The sequence below is a fragment of the Inquilinus ginsengisoli genome, from assembly GCF_050434925.1.
Taxonomy (GTDB): Bacteria; Pseudomonadota; Alphaproteobacteria; order DSM-16000; family Inquilinaceae; genus Inquilinus; species Inquilinus ginsengisoli_B.
Map to the genome: position 1 here is coordinate 4020683 of NZ_JBNDJK010000001.1, position 19050 is coordinate 4039732.

At 70.5% G+C, this 19050-nt stretch carries 20 protein-coding genes and 1 tRNA gene; 12 read left to right on the plus strand and 9 right to left on the minus strand.

Going from position 1 to position 19050, the window contains the following annotated elements:
- The first annotated feature begins 136 nt into the window (after positions 1 to 136).
- From QFZ27_RS19150 to QFZ27_RS19170, 5 genes are all read left to right on the plus strand, one after another.
- Positions 137 to 829, plus strand: coding sequence for an ion channel (locus tag QFZ27_RS19150; RefSeq protein ID WP_429227973.1), 693 nt, complete (start codon positions 137 to 139; stop codon positions 827 to 829).
- Positions 826 to 1968 carry a trypsin-like serine peptidase gene (locus QFZ27_RS19155; protein WP_429227974.1) on the plus strand — a complete coding sequence of 381 codons (1143 nt, stop codon included), beginning with the start codon at positions 826 to 828 and terminating at the stop codon, positions 1966 to 1968. The genes QFZ27_RS19150 and QFZ27_RS19155 overlap by 4 nt, the downstream gene beginning before the upstream one ends.
- 3 nt (positions 1969 to 1971) lie before the next feature.
- Complete coding sequence (locus QFZ27_RS19160) at positions 1972 to 3222, plus strand: trypsin-like serine peptidase (RefSeq protein ID WP_429227975.1); 1251 nt, start codon at positions 1972 to 1974, stop codon at positions 3220 to 3222.
- A gap of 72 nt (positions 3223 to 3294) precedes the next feature.
- Complete coding sequence (locus tag QFZ27_RS19165; protein ID WP_429227976.1) at positions 3295 to 4437, plus strand: ATP phosphoribosyltransferase regulatory subunit; 1143 nt, start codon at positions 3295 to 3297, stop codon at positions 4435 to 4437.
- A gap of 25 nt (positions 4438 to 4462) precedes the next feature.
- Positions 4463 to 5755, plus strand: a complete 1293-nt coding sequence (locus QFZ27_RS19170) for an adenylosuccinate synthase (RefSeq protein ID WP_429227978.1) — start codon at positions 4463 to 4465, stop codon at positions 5753 to 5755.
- Positions 5756 to 5938: 183 nt separating this feature from the next.
- Here QFZ27_RS19170 and QFZ27_RS19175 read toward each other — a convergent pair whose 3' ends face one another.
- The gene (locus QFZ27_RS19175; RefSeq protein WP_429227979.1) at positions 5939 to 7093 is read right to left on the minus strand and encodes a PQQ-dependent sugar dehydrogenase; all 1155 of its coding nucleotides are present in this window, start codon (positions 7091 to 7093) and stop codon (positions 5939 to 5941) included.
- Positions 7094 to 7210: 117 nt separating this feature from the next.
- Here QFZ27_RS19175 and QFZ27_RS19180 point away from each other — a divergent pair, with 117 nt between their 5' ends.
- The 4 genes from QFZ27_RS19180 to QFZ27_RS19195 all read left to right on the plus strand — a co-directional run bounded on the left by QFZ27_RS19180 (position 7211) and on the right by QFZ27_RS19195 (position 9950).
- On the plus strand, positions 7211 to 7807 hold the full coding sequence (locus tag QFZ27_RS19180; protein ID WP_429227980.1) for a phosphoribosyltransferase family protein: 597 nt from the start codon (positions 7211 to 7213) through the stop codon (positions 7805 to 7807).
- A gap of 29 nt (positions 7808 to 7836) precedes the next feature.
- Positions 7837 to 8418 (plus strand): hypothetical protein, encoded by a 582-nt coding sequence (locus QFZ27_RS19185; protein ID WP_429227981.1) that lies wholly within the window; start codon positions 7837 to 7839, stop codon positions 8416 to 8418.
- Between the two features lie 9 nt (positions 8419 to 8427).
- A complete protein-coding gene (locus QFZ27_RS19190; protein WP_429227982.1) occupies positions 8428 to 8820 on the plus strand; it encodes a VOC family protein in 393 nt (130 codons plus the stop codon).
- 68 nt (positions 8821 to 8888) lie between these two features.
- Positions 8889 to 9950: a WD40 repeat domain-containing protein gene (locus tag QFZ27_RS19195; protein WP_429227984.1), complete on the plus strand. Its 1062-nt coding sequence runs from the start codon at positions 8889 to 8891 to the stop codon at positions 9948 to 9950.
- Positions 9951 to 10014: 64 nt separating this feature from the next.
- Here the strand turns inward: QFZ27_RS19195 and rpoH are convergent, their stop codons facing one another.
- Together rpoH and QFZ27_RS19205 are read right to left on the minus strand one after the other, a co-directional pair.
- On the minus strand, positions 10015 to 10899 hold the full coding sequence (gene rpoH, locus QFZ27_RS19200; protein WP_429227986.1) for an RNA polymerase sigma factor RpoH: 885 nt from the start codon (positions 10897 to 10899) through the stop codon (positions 10015 to 10017).
- A gap of 86 nt (positions 10900 to 10985) precedes the next feature.
- On the minus strand, positions 10986 to 12005 hold the full coding sequence (locus QFZ27_RS19205) for an RluA family pseudouridine synthase (protein ID WP_429227987.1): 1020 nt from the start codon (positions 12003 to 12005) through the stop codon (positions 10986 to 10988).
- Between the two features lie 35 nt (positions 12006 to 12040).
- On the opposite strand from QFZ27_RS19205, the gene QFZ27_RS19210 reads away from it, so the two are divergent.
- The 3 genes from QFZ27_RS19210 to QFZ27_RS19220 all read left to right on the plus strand — a co-directional run bounded on the left by QFZ27_RS19210 (position 12041) and on the right by QFZ27_RS19220 (position 13539).
- Complete coding sequence (locus QFZ27_RS19210) at positions 12041 to 12319, plus strand: hypothetical protein (protein WP_429227988.1); 279 nt, start codon at positions 12041 to 12043, stop codon at positions 12317 to 12319.
- Positions 12320 to 12333: 14 nt separating this feature from the next.
- Positions 12334 to 13392 carry a threonine aldolase family protein gene (locus QFZ27_RS19215; protein ID WP_429227989.1) on the plus strand — a complete coding sequence of 353 codons (1059 nt, stop codon included), beginning with the start codon at positions 12334 to 12336 and terminating at the stop codon, positions 13390 to 13392.
- A gap of 71 nt (positions 13393 to 13463) precedes the next feature.
- Positions 13464 to 13539 (plus strand) — tRNA-Glu (locus QFZ27_RS19220).
- A 166-nt stretch (positions 13540 to 13705) separates the two neighbouring features.
- On the opposite strand, the gene QFZ27_RS19225 is transcribed toward QFZ27_RS19220, so the two are convergent.
- Genes QFZ27_RS19225 through QFZ27_RS19250 form a run of 6 tightly spaced genes read right to left on the minus strand, consistent with a single transcriptional unit; the run spans position 13706 to position 19023 of the window.
- Positions 13706 to 14464, minus strand: a complete 759-nt coding sequence (locus QFZ27_RS19225) for an SDR family NAD(P)-dependent oxidoreductase (RefSeq protein ID WP_429227990.1) — start codon at positions 14462 to 14464, stop codon at positions 13706 to 13708.
- Between the two features lie 42 nt (positions 14465 to 14506).
- Complete coding sequence (locus tag QFZ27_RS19230; protein WP_429227991.1) at positions 14507 to 15163, minus strand: helix-turn-helix domain-containing protein; 657 nt, start codon at positions 15161 to 15163, stop codon at positions 14507 to 14509.
- 50 nt (positions 15164 to 15213) lie between these two features.
- Positions 15214 to 16011 carry an ABC transporter permease gene (locus QFZ27_RS19235; protein WP_429227992.1) on the minus strand — a complete coding sequence of 266 codons (798 nt, stop codon included), beginning with the start codon at positions 16009 to 16011 and terminating at the stop codon, positions 15214 to 15216.
- Positions 16008 to 16910, minus strand: coding sequence for an ABC transporter permease (locus QFZ27_RS19240; protein ID WP_429227993.1), 903 nt, complete (start codon positions 16908 to 16910; stop codon positions 16008 to 16010). Before QFZ27_RS19240 ends, QFZ27_RS19235 begins: the two co-directional genes overlap by 4 nt.
- An 8-nt stretch (positions 16911 to 16918) precedes the next feature.
- Positions 16919 to 17968 carry an ABC transporter ATP-binding protein gene (locus tag QFZ27_RS19245; RefSeq protein ID WP_429227995.1) on the minus strand — a complete coding sequence of 350 codons (1050 nt, stop codon included), beginning with the start codon at positions 17966 to 17968 and terminating at the stop codon, positions 16919 to 16921.
- A gap of 20 nt (positions 17969 to 17988) precedes the next feature.
- Positions 17989 to 19023: an ABC transporter substrate-binding protein gene (locus QFZ27_RS19250; RefSeq protein ID WP_429227996.1), complete on the minus strand. Its 1035-nt coding sequence runs from the start codon at positions 19021 to 19023 to the stop codon at positions 17989 to 17991.
- Between the last annotated feature and the right edge of the window lie 27 nt (positions 19024 to 19050).

The window sequence follows — 19050 nt, forward strand, 5'->3', positions numbered from 1 at the left end:
AGCCGAAACCCCGCCGCGGCCCATCCGGTTCCATCCTAAGGGAGGTAGACCGATCGCGCGATCCGCCATCGTTTCGCCGCGCAATTCCGCCTAGGATGGCGGCATCGCCTCGTTCCGGACGGTTTCCTTCGACCCGATGCCCGCCACCGCCACCGCCACGCCGACGGGAATCGGCCGCGACCGCAGCCTCAGCGCGCTGGTCGTCTTCGAGGCGCTCGCGATCTTCGTGTTCGGGCCGTTCGCCACCGTGCACGAGGCCTCGCGCCACATCTTCGTCTTCAACTTCTGCTTCATCGTCCTGGCCGGGGTCTTCGCCGTCGCCCGCCACACCCGCCTGGCCAAGGTGGTGGCCGGCCTCGGGATGGTGCTGATCCCGCTGCAGCCGCTCAGCCTCTATATCGGCCAGCTGTGGCTGACCTCGGTCTACATCCTGCTGTTCGTCGCCTTCCTGGGGCTGCTGAGCTGGCTCATCCTGGTGCATGTGTTCCGCCGCAGCCGCATCAACCTGCACTGCATCCTCGGCGCGGTCGCGGTCTACCTCCATCTCGGCCTGATCTTCGCCCTGCTCGGCACGCTGCTGGTGCTGCATGTCGGCGACAAGGCCTACGCCTTCGCCGATGCGCTGGAGACCGAGCATGTCCGGCTGCTGTCGCGGATGATCTATTTCAGCTTCACCACCCTGACCTCGGTCGGCTTCGGCGACATCACGCCGGTGTTCCCGCTGGCCCGGTCGCTGGCCAATCTCGAGGGGCTGTGCGGCCAGCTGTTCCCGGCCATCCTGCTGGCCCGGCTGGTGTCGATGGAGCTCGAATCGAGGCACGCCGAGTGACCCGGCCGCTGTGGATCGCCGCCGCCCTGCTGTGCCTGGCCTGGGCGGCCCCGGCCGAGGCCGCCGGCATCAAATCCGGCCCGAACAGCTGCCGCTGGTCCTTCGACGACCGCTGCGACGAGCCCGGGATCGGCACCGGCGACTGCAGCCGCGGCACCGACACCGCGGATTGCCGGGCGGTTCGGGCCGGCGGCGACGACAGCTGCCGCTGGGCCGGGGACCACAGCTGCGACGAGCCGAACATCGGCACCGGCGTCTGCGCCGACGGCACCGACGTCACCGACTGCCGGCCGCTCTACACCCGGCGCAACCGCGACAACAGCTGCGCCAGCGCCTTCGACGACATCTGCGACGAGCCGGGGACGGGCACCGGCCGCTGCGCCATCCGCAGCGACACCGCCGACTGCCTGGGCCGCGACACCCCGGCCGGGATCCGCGACCATTTCTTCGGCCGCGACCAGCGCCGCCTGGCGCGGGTCGACCGCATGCCGTGGAGCGCGATCGGCGAGCTGACCTTCGACAGCGGCGCCTGCTCCGGCACGGTGGTCGGGCGGCGGGTGGTGCTGACCGCGGCGCATTGCTTCATGGCCGACGACGGCTCGGTGGAGAAGCCCCGCCGCTTCCGCGCCGGCCGCAACGGGGCCAGCCAGGTGGCCCAGGCGGGCGTGACCGGCTTCACCCTGCCGCCCGGCTTCCGCGAGGGCCGCAGCCGCGGCGGCGAATCCTGGTACAATCTCGACTGGGCGCTGGTCGAGCTCGACGCTGATATCGGCGACGTCACCGGCATCATGGCGGTGCACCGGCTGAAGCCCGAGGACAAGGCCGACATCGAGGCCGGGCGCTGGGTGCGGGTGATGCAGGGCGGCTACGCCTGGGACGCGCCGGACCGGATGACCGAGCATATCGGCTGCCGCATCGTTTCGCTGCGCGACGACGGCACGCTGCTGCACGACTGCGACATGACCAAGGGCGACAGCGGCTCGCCGATCTTCATCAAGCGGGCCGGCGGCTATGCGATCGTGGCGGTGGTCAGCCGCTTCTACGGCGGCGACGAGGGCAGCCGCTCGGCCTATCTCGCGGTCGACAGCCGGGCCTTCGAGAAGGCCGTGGCGAAGTACGTCGCCGGCCATGGCGGCTGAGCGGTGAGGGGCCTGCTCGCGGCACTGGCCGCCCTCGCCCTGGCCGGTCCGGCTCTGGCCCCCCCGAGTCTGGCCGACGATACGTGCCGTTGGGCCCAGGACGACGCCTGCGACGAGCAGCGCTTCGGCGGCTCCGGCGAATGCGCCGCCGACACCGACGATGCCGACTGCGCCGGTTTCAAGACCGGCGACAACAGCTGCCGCTGGGCCTTCGACGGCCAGTGCGACGAGCCCGGGATCGGCACCGGCGAATGCGATGCCGGCCGAGACAGCACCGATTGCCGGCCGCTGCGGACCGGCGGCGGCGACGGCTGCTACTGGTCCAGCGACGGCGCCTGCGACGAGCCCGGCATCGGCACCGGCGTCTGCCCGGACGGCACCGACATCAGCGACTGCCGGCCGCTCTACGACCGGCGCAACCACATCAACAGCTGCGCCACCGCCTTCGACGACGTCTGCGACGAGCCCGGCCTCGGCACCGGCCGCTGCACCGCCCGCAGCGACACCGCCGACTGCCTGGGCCGCGACACGGTGCCCGGCATCCGCGACCATTTCTATGGCCGTGACGACCGCCGCATGGTCCGGCCCGACCGCATGCCCTGGACCGCGATCGGCGAGATCGCCTTCGACAGCGGCGGCAGCTGCACCGGCACGCTGGTCGGACGGCGGGTGGTGCTGACCGCGGCCCATTGCTTCTTCCGCGACGACGGAGGACGCGACGAGCCGAACGGCTTCCGTGCCGGGCGCGACGGCGATGGTGAGGTGGCGCAGGCCGGCATCGTCTCGATCCAGCTGGCGCCGGGCTACCGCCCCGAGGCGGATCGGGAGGAGGACGAGCGCGTCGATTACGGCTCGGACTGGGCCATCCTGCTGCTCGACGCCGATATCGGCGACCGGGCCGGCACCATGGTGGTGCACCGGCTGACCGCCGCGGACGAGGCGCAGATCGCGGCCGGCAGCTGGGTGCCGCTGGTCCAGGCCGGCTATGCCTGGGACGCGCCGGACCGGATGACGGCGCATAGCGGCTGCCGCGCCCTGGCGCTGCGCCGCGACCGCACCCTGAAGCACGATTGCGACATGACCAAGGGCGACAGCGGCGGCCCGATCTTCATGAAGCAGGGTGGCGGCTATGCCGTGGTCGCCGTGGTCACCCGCTTCTTCCGCGACGGCGGGAACGATAATGCCTATCTCGCGGTCGACAGCCGGGCTTTCGCGGATGCCCTGGCGACGTATCTCGCCGCGCATGGGGGGTGAGCGCAAGGCGAGGGGATCGGGCCGCCTTCGTCGTTGCGCCGGGGACGCGAAGGCCCTAGCGTGCGGCACGTCATGACCGACGCACCCAACGCCGCACTTCTCCCCGAAGGCTTCTACGACGTCCTGCCGCCCGACGCGGCGCAGGAGGCGGCGGTGATCGAACGCATGGTGGCCGTCCTGGGCGGCCACGGCTTCGACCGGGTCAAGCCGCCGCTGGTCGAGTTCGAGGACACGCTGCTGTCCGGCGTCGGCGCCAGCATGGCGCGCCACACCTTCCGCCTGATGGACCCGATGGGCAGCCGCATGCTCGGCCTGCGCGCCGATATGACGGTGCAGGTCGCCCGCATCGCCCGCTCGCGCCTGGCCGCGGCGCCGCGGCCGCTGCGCCTGGCCTATGCCGGCCAGGTGTTGCAGGTGCGCGGCACCCAGCTGCGGCCGGAACGGCAATTCGCCCAGGTCGGCGCCGAGCTGATCGGCGGCGCCCAGCCGGCCGCCGATGCCGAGGCGGCGCTGCTGGCGGTCGAGGCGCTGCAGGCGGTCGGGGTCGACCGGCTGGCGCTGGACCTGACCGAGCCGACCCTGGTGCCGGCGCTGCTCGGCGCGCTCGGGGTGGAGGGTGGGGCCGCCACCGCGCTGCGCCACGCCCTCGACCGCAAGGACGCCGCTGCCGTCGCCCAGCTCGGCGGTCCTGCCGCCGCGGCGCTGGGCGGGCTGCTCGCCGCCTCCGGCCCGGCCGATGCGGCGCTGGCCGCGCTGTCCGGCATCGACCTGCCGGCGGTGACCCGGCCGATCCTGGACCGGCTGGCCGAGGTCGTGCGGCTGATCCGCGCCTCGGCCCCGGACCTGATGGTGACGGTCGACTTCGTCGAGCATCGCGGCTTCGAGTACCACACCGGCGTCGCCTTCACCCTGTTCGCCCGCGGTGCGCGCGGCGAGGTCGGCCGCGGCGGCCGCTACCGCGCCAATGGCGCCGAGGGCGAGGAGGCGACCGGCTTCACCCTGTTCATGGACACGGTGCTGCGCGCGGTCACGCCGCCCCAGGCGCCGCGCCGGGTGTTCCTGCCGCGCGGCACCGCACGGGGCGAGGGCGCCGCGCTGCGGGCCCAGGGCTATGTCACCATCGCCGGGCTGGAGCCCGGCGCCGATCCTCTCGTCGAGGCGCGCCGCCTCGGCTGCAGCTGGGTTCTCCGGGACGGCCGGCTCGACGAGATCTAAGAGCACTTAAGTACGAGGTATTCCGATGGCGAATGTGGCCGTGGTCGGCGCCCAGTGGGGCGACGAGGGCAAGGGCAAGATCGTCGACTGGCTGTCCAGCCGGGCCGATGTGGTGGTGCGGTTCCAGGGCGGCCACAATGCCGGCCACACGCTGGTCATCGGCAACAAGGTGCTCAAGCTGTCGCTGCTGCCCTCGGGCATCGTGCGGCCGGGCAAGCTCGGCATCATCGGCAACGGCGTGGTGGTCGACCCCTGGGCGCTGCTGGCCGAGATCGAGCGGATCCGCGCCCAGGATGTCGAGGTCGGGCCGGAGAACCTGCTGCTGGCCGAGAACGCGGCGCTGATCCTGCCGGTGCATGGCGCGCTGGACCGGGCCCGCGAGGCGGCGCGCGGCGAGAGCAAGATCGGCACCACCGGCCGCGGCATCGGCCCGGCCTATGAGGACAAGACCGGCCGCCGCGCCATCCGGGTCTGCGACCTGGCCGACGAGGCGGCGCTGCCGGGCAAGATCGAAAACCTGCTGGCGCATCACAACGCGCTGCTGCGCGCGCTGGGCGCCGACGAGGTCGACCCGGCCGAGCTGCTGGCCCAGCTGCGCGAGGTGGCGCCGAAGATCCTGCCCTATGTCGGCGTGGTGTGGGAGCGGCTGGACGCGCTGAAGCGCGAGGGCAAGCGCATCCTGTTCGAAGGCGCCCAGGGCGCCATGCTGGACATCGACCACGGCACCTATCCCTTCGTCACCTCGTCCAACACCGTGGCCGGGCAGGCGGCTGCCGGCTCCGGCATCGGGCCGAAGGGCATCGGCTATGTGCTGGGCATCACCAAGGCCTACACCACCCGCGTCGGCTCCGGCCCGTTCCCGACCGAGCAGGAGAACGACATCGGCCGCCGCCTGGGCGAGCGCGGTCACGAGTTCGGCACGGTGACCGGCCGGCCGCGGCGCTGCGGCTGGTTCGATGCGGTGATGGTGCGGCAGGCGGCGAAGACCGGCGGCATCGACGGCATCGCCCTGACCAAGCTGGACGTGTTGGACGGTTTCAAGACGCTGAAGATCTGCACCGGCTACGAGCTGGACGGCCAGGTGCTGCAGCATTTCCCGGCCGGCCAGTCGGCCCAGGCCAACGCCAAGGCGGTCTACGAGGAGTGGGACGGCTGGGAGGAGAGCACCAAGGGCGCCCGCTCCTGGGCCGACCTGCCGGCCACCGCGATCAAGTATATCCGCCGGATCGAGGAGCTGATCGAGGCGCCGGTGGCCCTGCTCTCGACCAGCCCGGAGCGCGACGACACCATCCTGGTGCGGGATCCGTTCGCCGACTGAGGTCGTCGGTGCGGTCTGATGGGCCGGCGCCGCCCCCTCACCCAAAATCGCTGTGCGATTTCGACCTCTCCCCAAGGAGAGGTGTAGGAGCACTGACCTTGTTTCCCTCTCCTCGGGGAGAGGGAGGGCCCCGCCGCATTGGCGGCGGGAGGGTGAGGGGGAGAGCGGTGCGGCTTCTTCTCCCTACGGGGCCGGCCCGACCCTGAGGATCTCGCCGTTGCTCTCGTCGGTGAGCAGGTACAGCGCGCCATCCGGGCCCTGCACCACCTGGCGGATGCGCAGGTCGAGATCCTCCAGCAGGTCCTCCGACCCGGTGATCCGGTCGCCGTCGCGCTCGAGTCGCACCAGCTTGGGGATGGCGAGGCCGCCGACGAAGACATTGCCGCGCCAGCCCGGCATCGCGTCGGCGGTGTAGAAGGCCATGCCGGAGACGCCGATCGACGGCGTCCAATGATGGATCGGCCCGGTCATGCCCGGCGCCTCCCGCTGGCCGGCGCCGACCGGGCTGCCGTCGTAGTTCACGCCGTAGGAGACGATCGGCCAGCCGTAGTTCTTGCCGGCCTCCGGGATGTTGATTTCGTCGCCGCCGCGCGGCCCGTGCTCGTTGAGCCACAGCACGCCGGTGTCCGGGTTCAGCGCCGCGCCCTGGGCGTTGCGGTGGCCATACGACCAGATCTCCGGCAGCGCGTCGCGGCGGCCGGTGAAGGGGTTGTCCTCGGGTACCGATCCGTCCGGCCGGATCCGGATCAGCTTGCCGAGATGCGAGTCGAGCTGCTGCGCCTGGTCGCGGAACTGCGCCTTCGAGCGCTCGCCGAGAGTGATGAACAGATGCCCCTGCCGGTCGAAGACCAGGCGCGAGCCGAAATGCTGGGCGCTGTCGAGCTTCGGCTTCTGCGAGAAGATGACCTCCACCCCGGTCAGCCGCGTGCCGTCCTCGCTGAGGCGGCCGCGCGCCACGGCGGTCGAGTTGCCGCCGTCGCCGGCCTGGGAATAGCTGAGATAGACCAGGCGGCTCTGGGCGAAGGTCGGTTCGATCGCGACGTCCAGCAGCCCGCCCTGGCCGCCGGTGTCCACCTCCGGCACTCCGTCCAGCGGCTCGGAGACCTTGCCGCCGCCGATCAGGCGGAGATTGCCGTCGCGCTCGGTCACCAGGATGCGGCCGTCCGGCAGGAAGGCGAGGCCCCAGGGATGGCGCAGCCCTTCGACGACGGTCTGGACCCGGATCCGGCCTTTCTCGGTGTCGTAGGCCGCGTCGACCGCGGCGGCCTCCGGGATCGGAGCCAACAGGGCCGCGGCGGTGAGGGCGGGGGCGGCGAAGGCGGGGATGGGCATGCGCATGAAGCTCTCCTCGTCTCGAAGTCGTCCTGGTTGAGATGGGCGGCCAGGCATCGCAGGCAACACTTCGCCGCAGAGCGGTTCGCAGACATGATGACGCGGCCCGGGGAGGGCGGACGCATGGCGGACGGAATCGAACAGGCGTTGCGGCAGGCGGTCTCGGCCACGCGTGGGCACTTCCGCTACGAATCCGGCCACCACGGCGACCTGTGGCTCGATCTCGACTCGCTGTTCCTCGACGCCGCCCGGATGCGCGGCTGGGCCGCGGCGCTGGCCGGCCAGGCGGCGGGGCTGGGGGCGGAGATCGTCTGCGGCCCGCTGACCGGCGGCGCCTTCCTGGCGCAGTTCGTCGCGGCCGAGCTCGGCCTCGGCTTCATCCATGCCGAGCGGCACGTCGCCGACGGCGCGGTGCAATACCGGATCCCGGCGCCGCTGGCAGCGACGCTGGCCGGGCGGCGGGTGCTGGTCGTGGACGACGCGATCAATGCCGGCTCGGCGGTCAACCTGACCCTGGCGGAGCTACGGCGCCACGGCGCCGTGCTGGCCGGGATCGCCTGCCTGCTGACCCTCGGCGAAGCGGCGGGCCGGGTCGCGGCGGCGGAGGGCGTGGCACTGCTGGCCCTGGCGGCGCTGGAGCGCGGGATGTGGCGGCCGGAGGATTGCCCGCTTTGCGCCGCCGGAACGCTACTGGCGACGCCGCCGATGATCGCGCCATAGTCCGCAGTCGTACAGGAGGGGAGATGCTCGTGAGTCCACGCCGTTTCGTCGGAGCGCTGGTGCTGAGTCTGATCGTGATGTCAGGGGCCGCGGCGGCCCAGTCCACGCGCACCCCGTTCGACCGCCTGGCCCTGGACAGCCCGGAGGCGGCGGTCGCCCGCTTCGTCGACGCCTATCGCCAGCACGACTACGTCACCGTCTACTGGATCCTGTCCCCGGCCGCGCAGAAGGCCTGGACCGATGATTTCTACGCCTTCAACACGGAGCCGCTGATCGCCAAGCTGCCGGCCGGCCGGCAGTCGGAGATCCTGATGGCGGGCATCCCGCCGATGGACCAGTGGGACCAGCAGGATGTGAGCTGGCTGTTCGACCGTGTCATGGTCACGGCCGAAGCCGCGGGCGCGCTGCCCGTGCAGATGCCGAAGGACGGCATGGCCGGCCCGCCCCAGCCGCGGCCGGACGGCGCGGTGACCATCGGCTTCGGCCAGGGGACGGCGGCGGTCAAGTTCCGGCTGGGGCGCGCCCCATCCGGGCAGTGGCGGGTGTTCAGCGTGAGCGCCGGCGGCGGCAACCCGGACCGGGCGCCCTGGGGACTCGGCAAGACCGATTGAGGAAGAGCGATGGCGCAGCGGCAGATCGGCGCGGTGACCGTGGTGGTCCGCGACTATGACGAGGCCAAGGCCTGGTACACCGGCATGCTCGGCTTCGACCTGGTCGAGGACACGCCGATGGGGGACGGCAAGCGCTGGCTGCTGGTGGCGCCGCCCGGCGGTCCGAACCTGCTGCTGGCCCGGGCGGCGACGCCGGAGCAGGAGAGCCGGATCGGCGACCAGACCGGCGGCCGCGTCTTCCTGTTCCTGCACACCGACGATTTCCGGCGCGACCATGCCGCGATGACCGCCCGCGGCGTGGCGTTCCGCGAGACCCCGCGCGAGGAGGCCTACGGCACCGTCGCCGTGTTCGAGGACCTGTACGGCAACCTCTGGGACCTGCTGCAGCTCAAGTCCCGATAGTCCGCTGCAGCCGCACCGTCTTTCGGCCTTCACGAAATCGCCCCGATTCCGCGGCAGGATCGGCGACGGTGATCGAGGGGGATCTCATGCGGCCCTGGCAGCGTGTTACGGCGGTGGTCCTGGTCGTGGCGGTCGTCGTCGGCGGAGTCTATGCCTGGGGCGAGGGGGCGTTCCGGCCCTGCGGCCTGCTCGACCGCATCGTCCATGCCAGCGCCTGTCAGCGCCTGGCCGTGTTCGACGACCAGAATCTCGGCCAGTTGATCGCGGCGGCGGACGGCACGCTGCTGGCGGTGTCGTGCCAGCCGGGTCAGGAGCCGCAGCGGCCGCAGGAGCTGTTGCGGATCGACCCGCAGACCGGCCAGGTCCGGTCGCGGCTCGCACTGGCCCAGGTGCCGCCGGACGCCAGGTGGAAGGCCGCGGCGATCTCACCCTCCGGCCGCTGGATCGCCGGTCTGTTCTTCAACGGGCCGCTGCAGGTGATCGATGCCGGCACCGGCGCGACCCGGGCGAGCCTGCGCCGCGGCGGCACGGACCTGGTCTTCGTGTCGGACGACACCCTCGCGCTCGATCCCGGTCTGACCTTCTGGGACGTCCCGGACCTTGCAACGGTCGTCTCGGTCGCCGATGACGGCGACCTGCCGGCCCGGCCGATGGGCGAGGTGCCCGGCCTGTTCGGCCAGGGCGTCAGGACGGCCCGATCACCCGACGGCGCGGTGCTGGCCGAGCATGTCGAGACCCGTGGCGACAGCGGCGTGGTCGCCATCCGCCTCAGCAACGCGGCCGACCTCAGCCAGTCGACCCTGCTGCTCACCGGGGCGCTGGATGTCCCGACCTTCGTTTCCGGCCTGCAGCACCTGTTCCCGCAGCTGAGCTTCAGCCCCGATGGGCGGCGCCTGGCCGCCAGCTTCGGCATGTCCGACCGCTGGGGGCACGACACCACCGGCCTGTTCGTGTGGGAGGTGGAATACGGCCGGCTGCTGCGCCGCATCGCCAGCCGGGAGACCTTCCGCAACCTGGTCTGGAGCGCCGATTCCCGCAGCCTCACCGTCACCCGCTACACGCCGGACAGCTGGACCGAGCCGGTCAAGACCGGGGTGACCGAGCTGATCCGCATCGACATCGGCGGTTGAGGCCGCACAAACGAAACGGCCGGAGCGATGCCCCGGCCGTCTCAACCTTATTCCGATCCGTGGATCAGTGGGCCAGCTTGGCCTCGACCGCGGCGTTGCGGATCGCCTTCTGCAGCTTCTCGAAGGCGCGCACCTCGATCTGGCGCACCCGCTCGCGGCTGATGCCGTATTCCTGGCTCAGATCCTCCAGCGTGGTCGGCTCGTCGCGCAGCCGGCGCTCGCTCAGAATGCGGCGCTCGCGGTCGTTCAGATGCGCCATCGCATCCTTCAGCAGCTGCTGGCGCTTGCCGAGCTCCTGCTTGTCGGCAAGCATCACCTCTTGGCTGTCGCGCTCATCGACCAGCCAATCCTGCCACTCGCCCTCGCCGTCGACGCGCAGCGGCGCGTTCAGCGAATGGTCCGGCGCGGCCAGGCGACGGTTCATCGAGATGACGTCCTGCTCCGGCACCGACAGTTCGGTGGCGATCTTGGTCACCGTCTCCGGCTTCAGGTCGCCGTCCTCGATTGCCTGCAGCTGGCCCTTCAGCTTGCGCAGGTTGAAGAACAGCTTCTTCTGCGCCGCCGTGGTGCCCATCTTCACCAGCGACCAGCTGTGCAGGATGTATTCCTGGATGGCGGCGCGGATCCACCACATGGCGTAGGTCGCCAGGCGGAAGCCGCGGTCCGGGTCGAACCGCTTCACCGCTTGCATCATGCCGACATTGCCCTCGGAGATCAGTTCCGAGATCGGCAGGCCATAGCCGCGGTAGCCCATGGCGATCTTCGCGACCAGCCGAAGGTGGCTGGTCACCAGGCGATGCGCCGATTCGGTATCGCCATGCTCCCGCCACGCCTTGGCGAGCATGAACTCCTCCTGTGGCTCCAGCATCGGAAACTGCCGGATTTCCTGCAGGTAGCGGCTCAGATTGGATTCGGCCCCCAGGGCCGGCAGGCGTGCTGCTGTTGCCATAATCTTACTCCCTCTCCGGCGCCCAGGCCTCGGGAGGCGGGCGCCCTTCCGGATGACTCATCCGGACCGATTCATAATACCCGACTTCAGTACTCGGGTATACGGTCTTCCCCTGCGAGGGAGACGAGCAAATGTCGCATGTCTCCCGGCAGGGGCCTCGTGAATTCGAGTTCACGTTGATCCGCCGGATGGCGGAAGCGCAGCCTCGCCGCATGCAAGGCCTGCCGCGGAAAGCTGCGCGCCGTTTCGTTGCCGCCGGCCTTGGGCCCGATAGCCGAGCGCGGGCGTCGGCCATAGACCGGATCGCCGATCAGCGGGTGGCCGATCGAGGTCAGATGGACCCGGATCTGGTGGGTCCGCCCGGTGTCCAGCTTGCAGGCGACCAGGCTGGCCTCGGTGCCGGCCGGGCGCAGCACCCGGTAGTGGGTCCGCGCCGCCTTGCCTCCAGCCTTAACGAGGGCCATGCGCTGGCGGTTCCGCGGGTCGCGGCCGATCGCGCCCTCGATCGTTCCGGCCGAAGGGTTCGGCCGGCCCCAGACCAAAGCGAGATAGGTGCGCGACAGGGTGCGGTCCGCGAACTGGGCCGACAGCGCCTTGTGGGCCGCGTCGGTCTTGGCCACCACCATCAACCCGCTGGTGTCCTTGTCCAGCCGGTGGACGATGCCCGGGCGGGCGACGCCGCCGATGCCGGACAGCTCCGCGCCGCAATGGGCGAGCAGGGCGTTCACCAGGGTGCCATCGGGATTGCCGGCCGCGGGGTGGACCACCAGTCCGGCCGGTTTGTCGATGACGATAAGATGGGAATCCTCGTACACGATATCAAGTCCGATCGCCTGAGGCTCGGGCTCCGCCGGAACCGGCGGCGGCACCCGGATTTCGAAGCGCTGGCCGGGTTTGACCTTGACCGAGGCGTCTTCTACTGTCCGCTCGCCCTCCCGCACGCAGCCCGTGGCGATCAGCGCCTGCAGCCGTGACCGGGACAGGTCCGGCACCGCGGCGGCCAGGGCGCGGTCCAGCCGCTGGCCGGCGGAATCCGGGCCGATGACGACGGGAATGGTCCCGTCCAGGAATAGGGGTGTGGCGGGTGCGTCTGGAAGCTGGGTCATTGCGGGCGGTGAAGATAACCGTTTGGGCGATGCTTGTGGTCATCATCCTGATCGCTGCCGTCGTCGTCGGGGAATTGGGCCGCCGCTTCCTGGCCCCGGGGACCACCCCGGCACCGGCCGCCGCCGTTCCCGCCACGACGCCGGCGACCGCCGCCGCGCCGTCCGCGCTGCCTGCCGGCAGCCGCATCACCAGCATCACCGTCGCCGGCGATCGCGCAGTGATCCTGATCACACTGCCCGGCGGCGGGCAGGAAGTGCGCAGCATCGACCCGCGCACCGGCGCCGCCGCGACCCTTCTGACCACCGCTCCGTAACCGGAAGAATCGGCATGACCGACCCGATCAACCTCGCCAGCGACAACGTCGCCGGCGCCGCGCCCGAGATCCTGGCGGCGATCGCCAGTGCCGCCGAAGGCAGGGCGCGTTCCTATGGCGGCGACGAGATCACCGCCCGGCTACAGGACCGCCTGTCCGAGCTGTTCGAGCGCCGCGTCGCCGCCTTCCCGGTGCCGACCGGCACGGCGGCCAACGCCCTGGCCCTGGCCACCTTCACCCCGCCTTGGGGCGCGGTGCTGTGCCACCGCGAGGCGCATGTCGCGGTCGACGAATGCGGCGCGCCGGAGTTCTACACCCATGGCGCCAAGCTGCTGCTGGCCGATGGCGCGCATGGCAAGCTGACGCCGGCGACGCTGGCGGCCGCCGTCCCGGAATGGCACGGCGACGTCCATCGCAGCCAGCCGGCGATGCTGAGCCTGTCGCAGGCGACCGAATCCGGCACCGTCTACAGCCCGGCCGAGGTCGGCGCGCTGGCCGAGGCGGCGCGGGGCCACGGCCTGGCGGTGCACATGGACGGGTCGCGCTTCGCCAATGCGCTCGCGGCACAGAACTGCTCCCCGGCCGAGCTGACCTGGAAGGCGGGCGTCGACGTGCTGTCCTTCGGCGGCACCAAGAACGGCTGCGTGATGGCCGAGGCGGTGGTGTTCTTCGACCCGGACAAGGCGGCGGATTTCGCCTTCCGCCGCAAGCGCGCCGGGCACCTCTTGTCGAAGATGCGGTTCGTCTCGGCCCAGCTCGAGGCCTATCTGGCCGACGGGCTGTGGCTGCGCCTGGCGCGCAACGCCAATGCCCGGGCGCGGCAGCTGGCCGCCGGGCTGCAGGAGCTGCCCGGCGTGACGCTGGAGCATCCGGTCGAGGCCAATGAGGTGTTCGTGCGCCTGTCGGCGGCGCTGGCCGAGGGGCTGAGGCGGCAGGGCGTGGTCGCGGCGCATTGGGAAGGCGAGATCTGGCGCTTCGTCGGCGCCTTCGACACCGACGCCACGACCATCGAGACAGTGCTGGAGCGGGCGCGCCGCTGCCTCGCGCCGGGTGCCGTGGCGGCGGCCGGGTAGGGCTGTCAAGAAACCGACGGAAATGTCTTGCGTCGGCGCGCGGGCTCCCCTATATCCGGGCCCGCGCCTCAGTCCCCTTCGTCTAGAGGCCTAGGACACCGCCCTCTCACGGCGGTAACAGGGGTTCGAATCCCCTAGGGGACGCCAAGGCTTTCGGGCCTTTTGGCTCGACATCGGACGCGGCAATTCTCGCTGTTCCGACGACGGTGTGGCCGCGTCGCCGAGCGGCGGCGCAAAAATCTCGGGATTTCCGACTGACCTGACCGAAGGCGCCCGAGCCGGCGCGTCGTTCCTGCACGCGCCGATACTCCCGCTAAGCTTGCGCCGAGTAGCCGCCGTCGACCGGAATGGCGGCGCCGGTGACGAAGTCCGAGGCGCGGCTGCACAGGAACACCGCCGTGCCGGCCATGTCGTCCGGCACGCCCCAGCGCCCTGCCGGGGTTCGCTTCACCACACGGTCGTGCAGGTCGGGCACCTCGACCTTGCCCTGCTGCGTCAGCTCGGTGTCGATCCAGCCGGGCAGGATGGCGTTGACCTGGATGCCGTGCTGCGCCCAGGCGGTGGCGCAGGCCTTGGTGAACTGCACCACGCCGCCCTTGCTGGCGCTGTAGGGCGCGGCGAAGGAGGCGCCGAAGATCGAGGTCATCGACCCGATATTGACGATCTTGCCGACGCCCTGCCGTTGCATCGCCGGGAACACCGCCATCGTGGCCAGGAAGGCGCTGGTCAGGTTGGCATCGATCAGCGCCCGCCACTCCTCCAGCGAATAGGCCTCGGGTGCCTTGCGCCAGTTGGTGCCGGCATTGTTGACCAGGATGTCGATCCGGTCGTGGCGCTGCAGCGCCGCCTCGGCGAAGGCGCGGCAATCCGCCTCCATAGTCACGTCGGCGGCGACGCCGGAGGCCCGGCCGCCCAGTGCCTCGATCTCGGCCACCGCGCGTTCGGTCTTGGCGGCGTCGCGGCCGACCAGCAGCAGCGCGGCGCCGGCCCGGGCCAGGCCGCGGGCGATGCCCAGGCCGATGCCGCCATTGCCGCCGGTGACGATGGCGACCTTACCGGTCAGGTCGAACATGGAAGCTCCTGGGCGTCGTCGGTGGGGAGAAGGGAAGGGCGGTCAGGCCTTCGGGGCAGGGCGCGCCTGCTCCTCGATCATCCGCTGCTTGATGATCTCGCGCAGGGTCTGCGCCAGGTTCGGCGTGGCGCTCGAGCACATCACCATAATCACGCAGGGCGCGGCGCCGATCGCCAGGTAGCCGTGCTTCATGGTGCTGTCGAGATAGACGCTGTCGCCCGGCTCCAGCTCGATCGGCTCGTAGTATTCGCTGTAGAGCCTCATCCGGCCCTGCAGCACCTCCACGAACTCCTCGCCGACATGCGAGCTCAAGCCGCCCATCTGCTCCGGCTCGGTGGCGCGCACCTCGATCCGGATCGGGATGATCCGCTTGTGGGCGACGTCGCTGCACAGATAGGTGTAGCTGTAGAACTCGGTGTCCAGCCGCTGACCCTCATGCTGGCGGCTGACGCTGCGGCGGGCCACCACCACGGCCGGCTTGCTGGCCTCGCCGGTGGCGAACAGGTCGGCGATCTCCACCCCCAGGCCGCGGGCCAGCTGCAGGATCTTGTCGTAGGTCGGGGACAGAAGGCCGTTCTCGATCTTCGACAGGGTCGAGGCGGAGATGCCGGTCATCGTGGCGACATCGGCCAGGGTCCAGCCGTGATGGGCGCGGCGCTCGCGCAGCACCCGGCCCAAGGGCGGCAGGTCGTCGGTCATGGCGCGAGCTCGGTCATCCGGCGCAGGGGCCCTCCAGGCATCCGGGCGGCTCATCGGCGTGCCGCCATGCTGTCCTTCAACGACAACGCGCCCAGCACCGCAAGCGTCATCGTCGCCAGCAGCACCAGCGCCACCAGCGCGTTCACCTCCGGCGTGAAGCCGACGCGCATCATCGCCCATAGCCGGATCGGCAATGTGGCGTCGCCGCCGACCAGGAAGAAGGTCACCAGCGTCTCGTCGAAGGACAGGGTGAAGGCTAGCAGCGCACCGGTGACGATGGCCGAGCGCAGCTGCGGCAGCACCACGAACAGGAAGGTCTGCAGCCCGGTGGCGCCGAGGTCCAGCGAGGCCTCGATCTGGCTGGTCTCCAGGCTGTCCAGCCGGACCGAGACCATGCGGTACAGGATCGCCAGCACCAGCACCGTGTGTCCGATCGTGACGGTGACCAGGCTGCGCTCGATGCCGAGCTCGCGGAACGCCACCAGCAGCGAGATGCCGGTGATGATGCCGGGCAGGACGAAGGGCAGGAAGATCACGAACTCGACGAAAGGCCGGCCGCGCCGCGTCCCGGTCTTCATGTACCAGGCCAGGCCGAGCGCCAGGATCAGCGCCAGCAGCACCGAAGCGGCCGCCACCACCAGGGTGTGCCCCAGCGCCGCCAGCATCTCCGGATTGTCGGTCAGGCCGGCATACCAGTGCAGGCTGAAGCTGGACCAGTCGATCGACTGGCCCTTCAGGTCGAAGAAGCTGGTGGTGACCACCGCCAGGGCCGGGCCGTACAGCGCGGCGAAGACCAGGGCGGCGACCAGCCACAGGGCGGTGATGACGATCCGTTCCGGCGCGGTCATTTCACCCTCGCATGGCGGGACACCAGGGCGGCCAGGCCGATCACCGCGGCCACGGCCAGCAGCAGCACCACCGCCAGCGCGGCGCCGAAGGGCCAGTTGAAGGCCATGCCGAACTGACTCCAGATCGCGCGGCCGAAGGTGAAGCCCTGGTTGCCGCCGACCATCTGCGGCGTCAGGAAATCGCCCAGCGCCAGCACCATCACGAACAGCCCGCCGACGATCGACCCGGGCAGGCTCAGCGGCAGCACCACGGTGCGGAAGGTCTGGCCCGGGCGGGCGCCGAGATCGGCCGAGGCCGCGGCCAGCGACGGCGGGATCCGCTCCAGCGACAGGAAGATCGGCAGGATGGCGTAGGGCAAGTAGATCACCGCCATGGTGATCATCACCGCCGTCTGGTTGAAGATGAACAGCTTGCTCGGCGCGTCGAGGATGCCGGTCGACACCAGCGCCCAGTTCAGGAAGCCGTTGTAGCCCAGGATGCCGCGCATGGCGTAGATCTTGACGATGTAGTTCATCGCCAGCGGGATCACGCTGAACAGCAGCATGAAATAGCGGATCCGCCCCTCCAGCCGCCAGATCAGATAGGCGATGATGTAGCCGAAGACGAGGCCGATGGCGGCGACGATGCCGGCCAGCTGCAGGGTGCCGAGGAACACCCGGATATAGCTGGGCTGGGCCAGGAAGGCGGCATAGTTGGCCAGGGTGAAGTCGTGCACCACCCGGCCGTCCGCCATCGACCAGAAGCCGGTCAGCAGGAAGGCGGCCAATGGCGCCAGGATCAGCGCCGTCGGCAGGCCGTAGACGGCGAGCCGCGGCAACCAGCAGCCCAGGGCGCGGGCGGCGGGTGACCCGGCGCCGAGGTGGCGTGCCGGGTCCGCGGGGGCAAAGCTGTCGGCCATGGCCATGCTCATGCCCCCAGCACGCTGACATCGGCATCGGACCAGAACACCGAGATCGGGTCGCCGACATCGGCCCGGCCGTCGAACTCCGGCGTCGGCAGGCGGATCTTGACGCTGGAGCCGGTGCCGCCCAGCCGCACCACGATCTGGGTGGTGGCGCCCAGGAAGGTCAGGCTCTCGACCGCGCCCTCGGCCGATCGCCGCTCCGCACCCGGCCGCAGGCTCAGGCTCTCCGGCCGGATGGCGATGGCCGACGGGCTGCCGGCCGGGGCGACGGCATGCCGGCCCAGCGGGCTGTCGACCGCCGCGGCCCCGGCGGCGCGGGCCGGCAGCAGGTTGTTCTCGCCGAAGAACCGGGCGACGAATTCGCTGCGCGGGCGGTAGTAGATCTCCTTCGGCGTGCCGACCTGCTCGACCCGGCCGTGATCCATCACCACGATCCGGTCGGACATCGAGATCGCCTCCTCCTGGTCATGGGTGATGAAGACGAAGGTGGTGCGGATGCGGCGCTGCAGGTCCTTCAGGAATTCCTGCATCGACCGGCGCAGCCCGGCATCCAGGGCGGCCAGCGGCTCGTCCAGCAGCACCACGCGGGGCTCGCAGATGATGGCGCGGGCCAGGGCGACGCGCTGGCGCTGGCCGCCGCTCAGCTCGCCGGGATGGCGCCCGGCCTTGTCGGCCAGGCCGACCACCGCCAGCGCCTCGGCCACCCGCGTCTCGACCTCGGCCCGGGGCCGGCGCCGCATCCTGAGGCCATAGCCGACATTGCGGGCCACGGTCATGTGCGGGAACAGCGCGTAGTCCTGGAAAACGGTGTTGAACGGCCGGCGGAAGATCGGCGTGTCGGTGATGTCCGCCCCGTCCAGCAGGATCCGGCCGGTGCTCGGGGCGGTGAAGCCGCCGAGCATCCGCAGGATCGTGGTCTTGCCGGAGCCGGAGGGGCCGAGGATGGTCAGGAACTCGCCGTCGCCGATCTCCAGGTCGAAGGGCTGCAGCACGGTGACGGCGCCGTAGGATTTGCCGATTCCGGCAAGGCGGATGAGGCTTCGGAATGTCATGACGGCCCTCGGCCTGGCGCTCAGTTGGCGGGTGTGGCCTTGATCTCGTTCCACAGGTCGATGCGCTTGGAGAAGTTCTCCGGCGCCTGCAGGAACACCAGCCTGTCGGCATAGGTCAGGCCGATCGCCTGGTTGGCGTCGGCGTCGGTGGTGTTGCCGTAGCCGGTCTTCTCGCTGATGTAGGTGCCCACCTTCTTGTCCAGCATGGTGTCGATCCAGGCCTGGGCCAAAGCGGTGTCGCGCGCGCCGGCGCTGATAGCCCAGCAGTCGATCCAGCCGATCGCCCCTTCCTTCGGGATGGTCAGCGCGGCGTCGATGCCCTTCTTCTGCAGCTGCGGCACCTGCGGCTCGCCCATCGACATCATCAGGTCGATGCCGCCCTGGGCGAAGATGCTGACCCCGTCGTCGAAGCCGGCGTAGTAGGACAGCACCGTGCGCTTCTGGTCGATCAGCTTGGCCTTGATCGCGGCGAACTGGTCATCGGTCAGGTTGAACGGGTCTTTCATGCCCAGCGCCAGCGCGGTGGTGACGATGGCGTTGTTGGCGTCGTCCATCGCCAGCACCCGGCCGGCATATTTGTCGTCCCACAGCACCGACCAGCTGTCCGGCGGGGTGGGGAAGGCCTTCTTGTCGTAGATCAGAGGGATCGACCCCCAGGCGAAGGGCACGGCATAGGTCTTGCCGTCGAACACGATGGCCTGGACGTCGCGGAAGGCCGGCAGCAGGTTGGCGGCGTTCGGGATCTTCGATAGGTCCACCGGCTGGACCAGCTTCTCCTGCACCAGCCGCTTGTAGGACGAGGTCTCGATGGCGATAACGTCGTAGTCCTCGCCTTTGCTCGCGGTCATCTTGGCGAAGATCTCGTCGACGCTGCCCGTGTAGCTGATTTTCGCCTTGGCGCCGGTCTTCTCCTCGAACGCCTTGACCCAGGGCTCGTCGGCATAGCCCTCCCAGGTCAGCACCCGCAGCTCCTTCTCCGCCGCCGCGGCGGGCAGGGCCGCGCCCAGCGCCGCCAGGATGCAGGCGCCCATGACGAACTCACGCCGTCTCACCATCTCAGCCTCCTGTTTTTCGTCTTGTCG

Excerpts from the sequence above, each read along its gene's own strand:
- QFZ27_RS19150 (WP_429227973.1), top strand. The coding sequence starts at position 137 with ATGCCCGCCACCGCCACCGCCACGCCGACGGGAATCGGCCGCGACCGC.
- QFZ27_RS19165 (WP_429227976.1), top strand. The coding sequence starts at position 3,295 with ATGACCGACGCACCCAACGCCGCACTTCTCCCCGAAGGCTTCTACGAC.
- QFZ27_RS19170 (WP_429227978.1), top strand. The coding sequence starts at position 4,463 with ATGGCGAATGTGGCCGTGGTCGGCGCCCAGTGGGGCGACGAGGGCAAG.
- QFZ27_RS19175 (WP_429227979.1), bottom strand. The coding sequence starts at position 7,093 with ATGCGCATGCCCATCCCCGCCTTCGCCGCCCCCGCCCTCACCGCCGCG.
- QFZ27_RS19180 (WP_429227980.1), top strand. The coding sequence starts at position 7,211 with ATGGCGGACGGAATCGAACAGGCGTTGCGGCAGGCGGTCTCGGCCACG.
- QFZ27_RS19190 (WP_429227982.1), top strand. The coding sequence starts at position 8,428 with ATGGCGCAGCGGCAGATCGGCGCGGTGACCGTGGTGGTCCGCGACTAT.
- rpoH (WP_429227986.1), bottom strand. The coding sequence starts at position 10,899 with ATGGCAACAGCAGCACGCCTGCCGGCCCTGGGGGCCGAATCCAATCTG.
- QFZ27_RS19205 (WP_429227987.1), bottom strand. The coding sequence starts at position 12,005 with ATGACCCAGCTTCCAGACGCACCCGCCACACCCCTATTCCTGGACGGG.
- QFZ27_RS19215 (WP_429227989.1), top strand. The coding sequence starts at position 12,334 with ATGACCGACCCGATCAACCTCGCCAGCGACAACGTCGCCGGCGCCGCG.
- QFZ27_RS19225 (WP_429227990.1), bottom strand. The coding sequence starts at position 14,464 with ATGTTCGACCTGACCGGTAAGGTCGCCATCGTCACCGGCGGCAATGGC.
- QFZ27_RS19230 (WP_429227991.1), bottom strand. The coding sequence starts at position 15,163 with ATGACCGACGACCTGCCGCCCTTGGGCCGGGTGCTGCGCGAGCGCCGC.
- QFZ27_RS19235 (WP_429227992.1), bottom strand. The coding sequence starts at position 16,011 with ATGACCGCGCCGGAACGGATCGTCATCACCGCCCTGTGGCTGGTCGCC.
- QFZ27_RS19240 (WP_429227993.1), bottom strand. The coding sequence starts at position 16,910 with ATGGCCGACAGCTTTGCCCCCGCGGACCCGGCACGCCACCTCGGCGCC.
- QFZ27_RS19245 (WP_429227995.1), bottom strand. The coding sequence starts at position 17,968 with ATGACATTCCGAAGCCTCATCCGCCTTGCCGGAATCGGCAAATCCTAC.
- QFZ27_RS19250 (WP_429227996.1), bottom strand. The coding sequence starts at position 19,023 with ATGGTGAGACGGCGTGAGTTCGTCATGGGCGCCTGCATCCTGGCGGCG.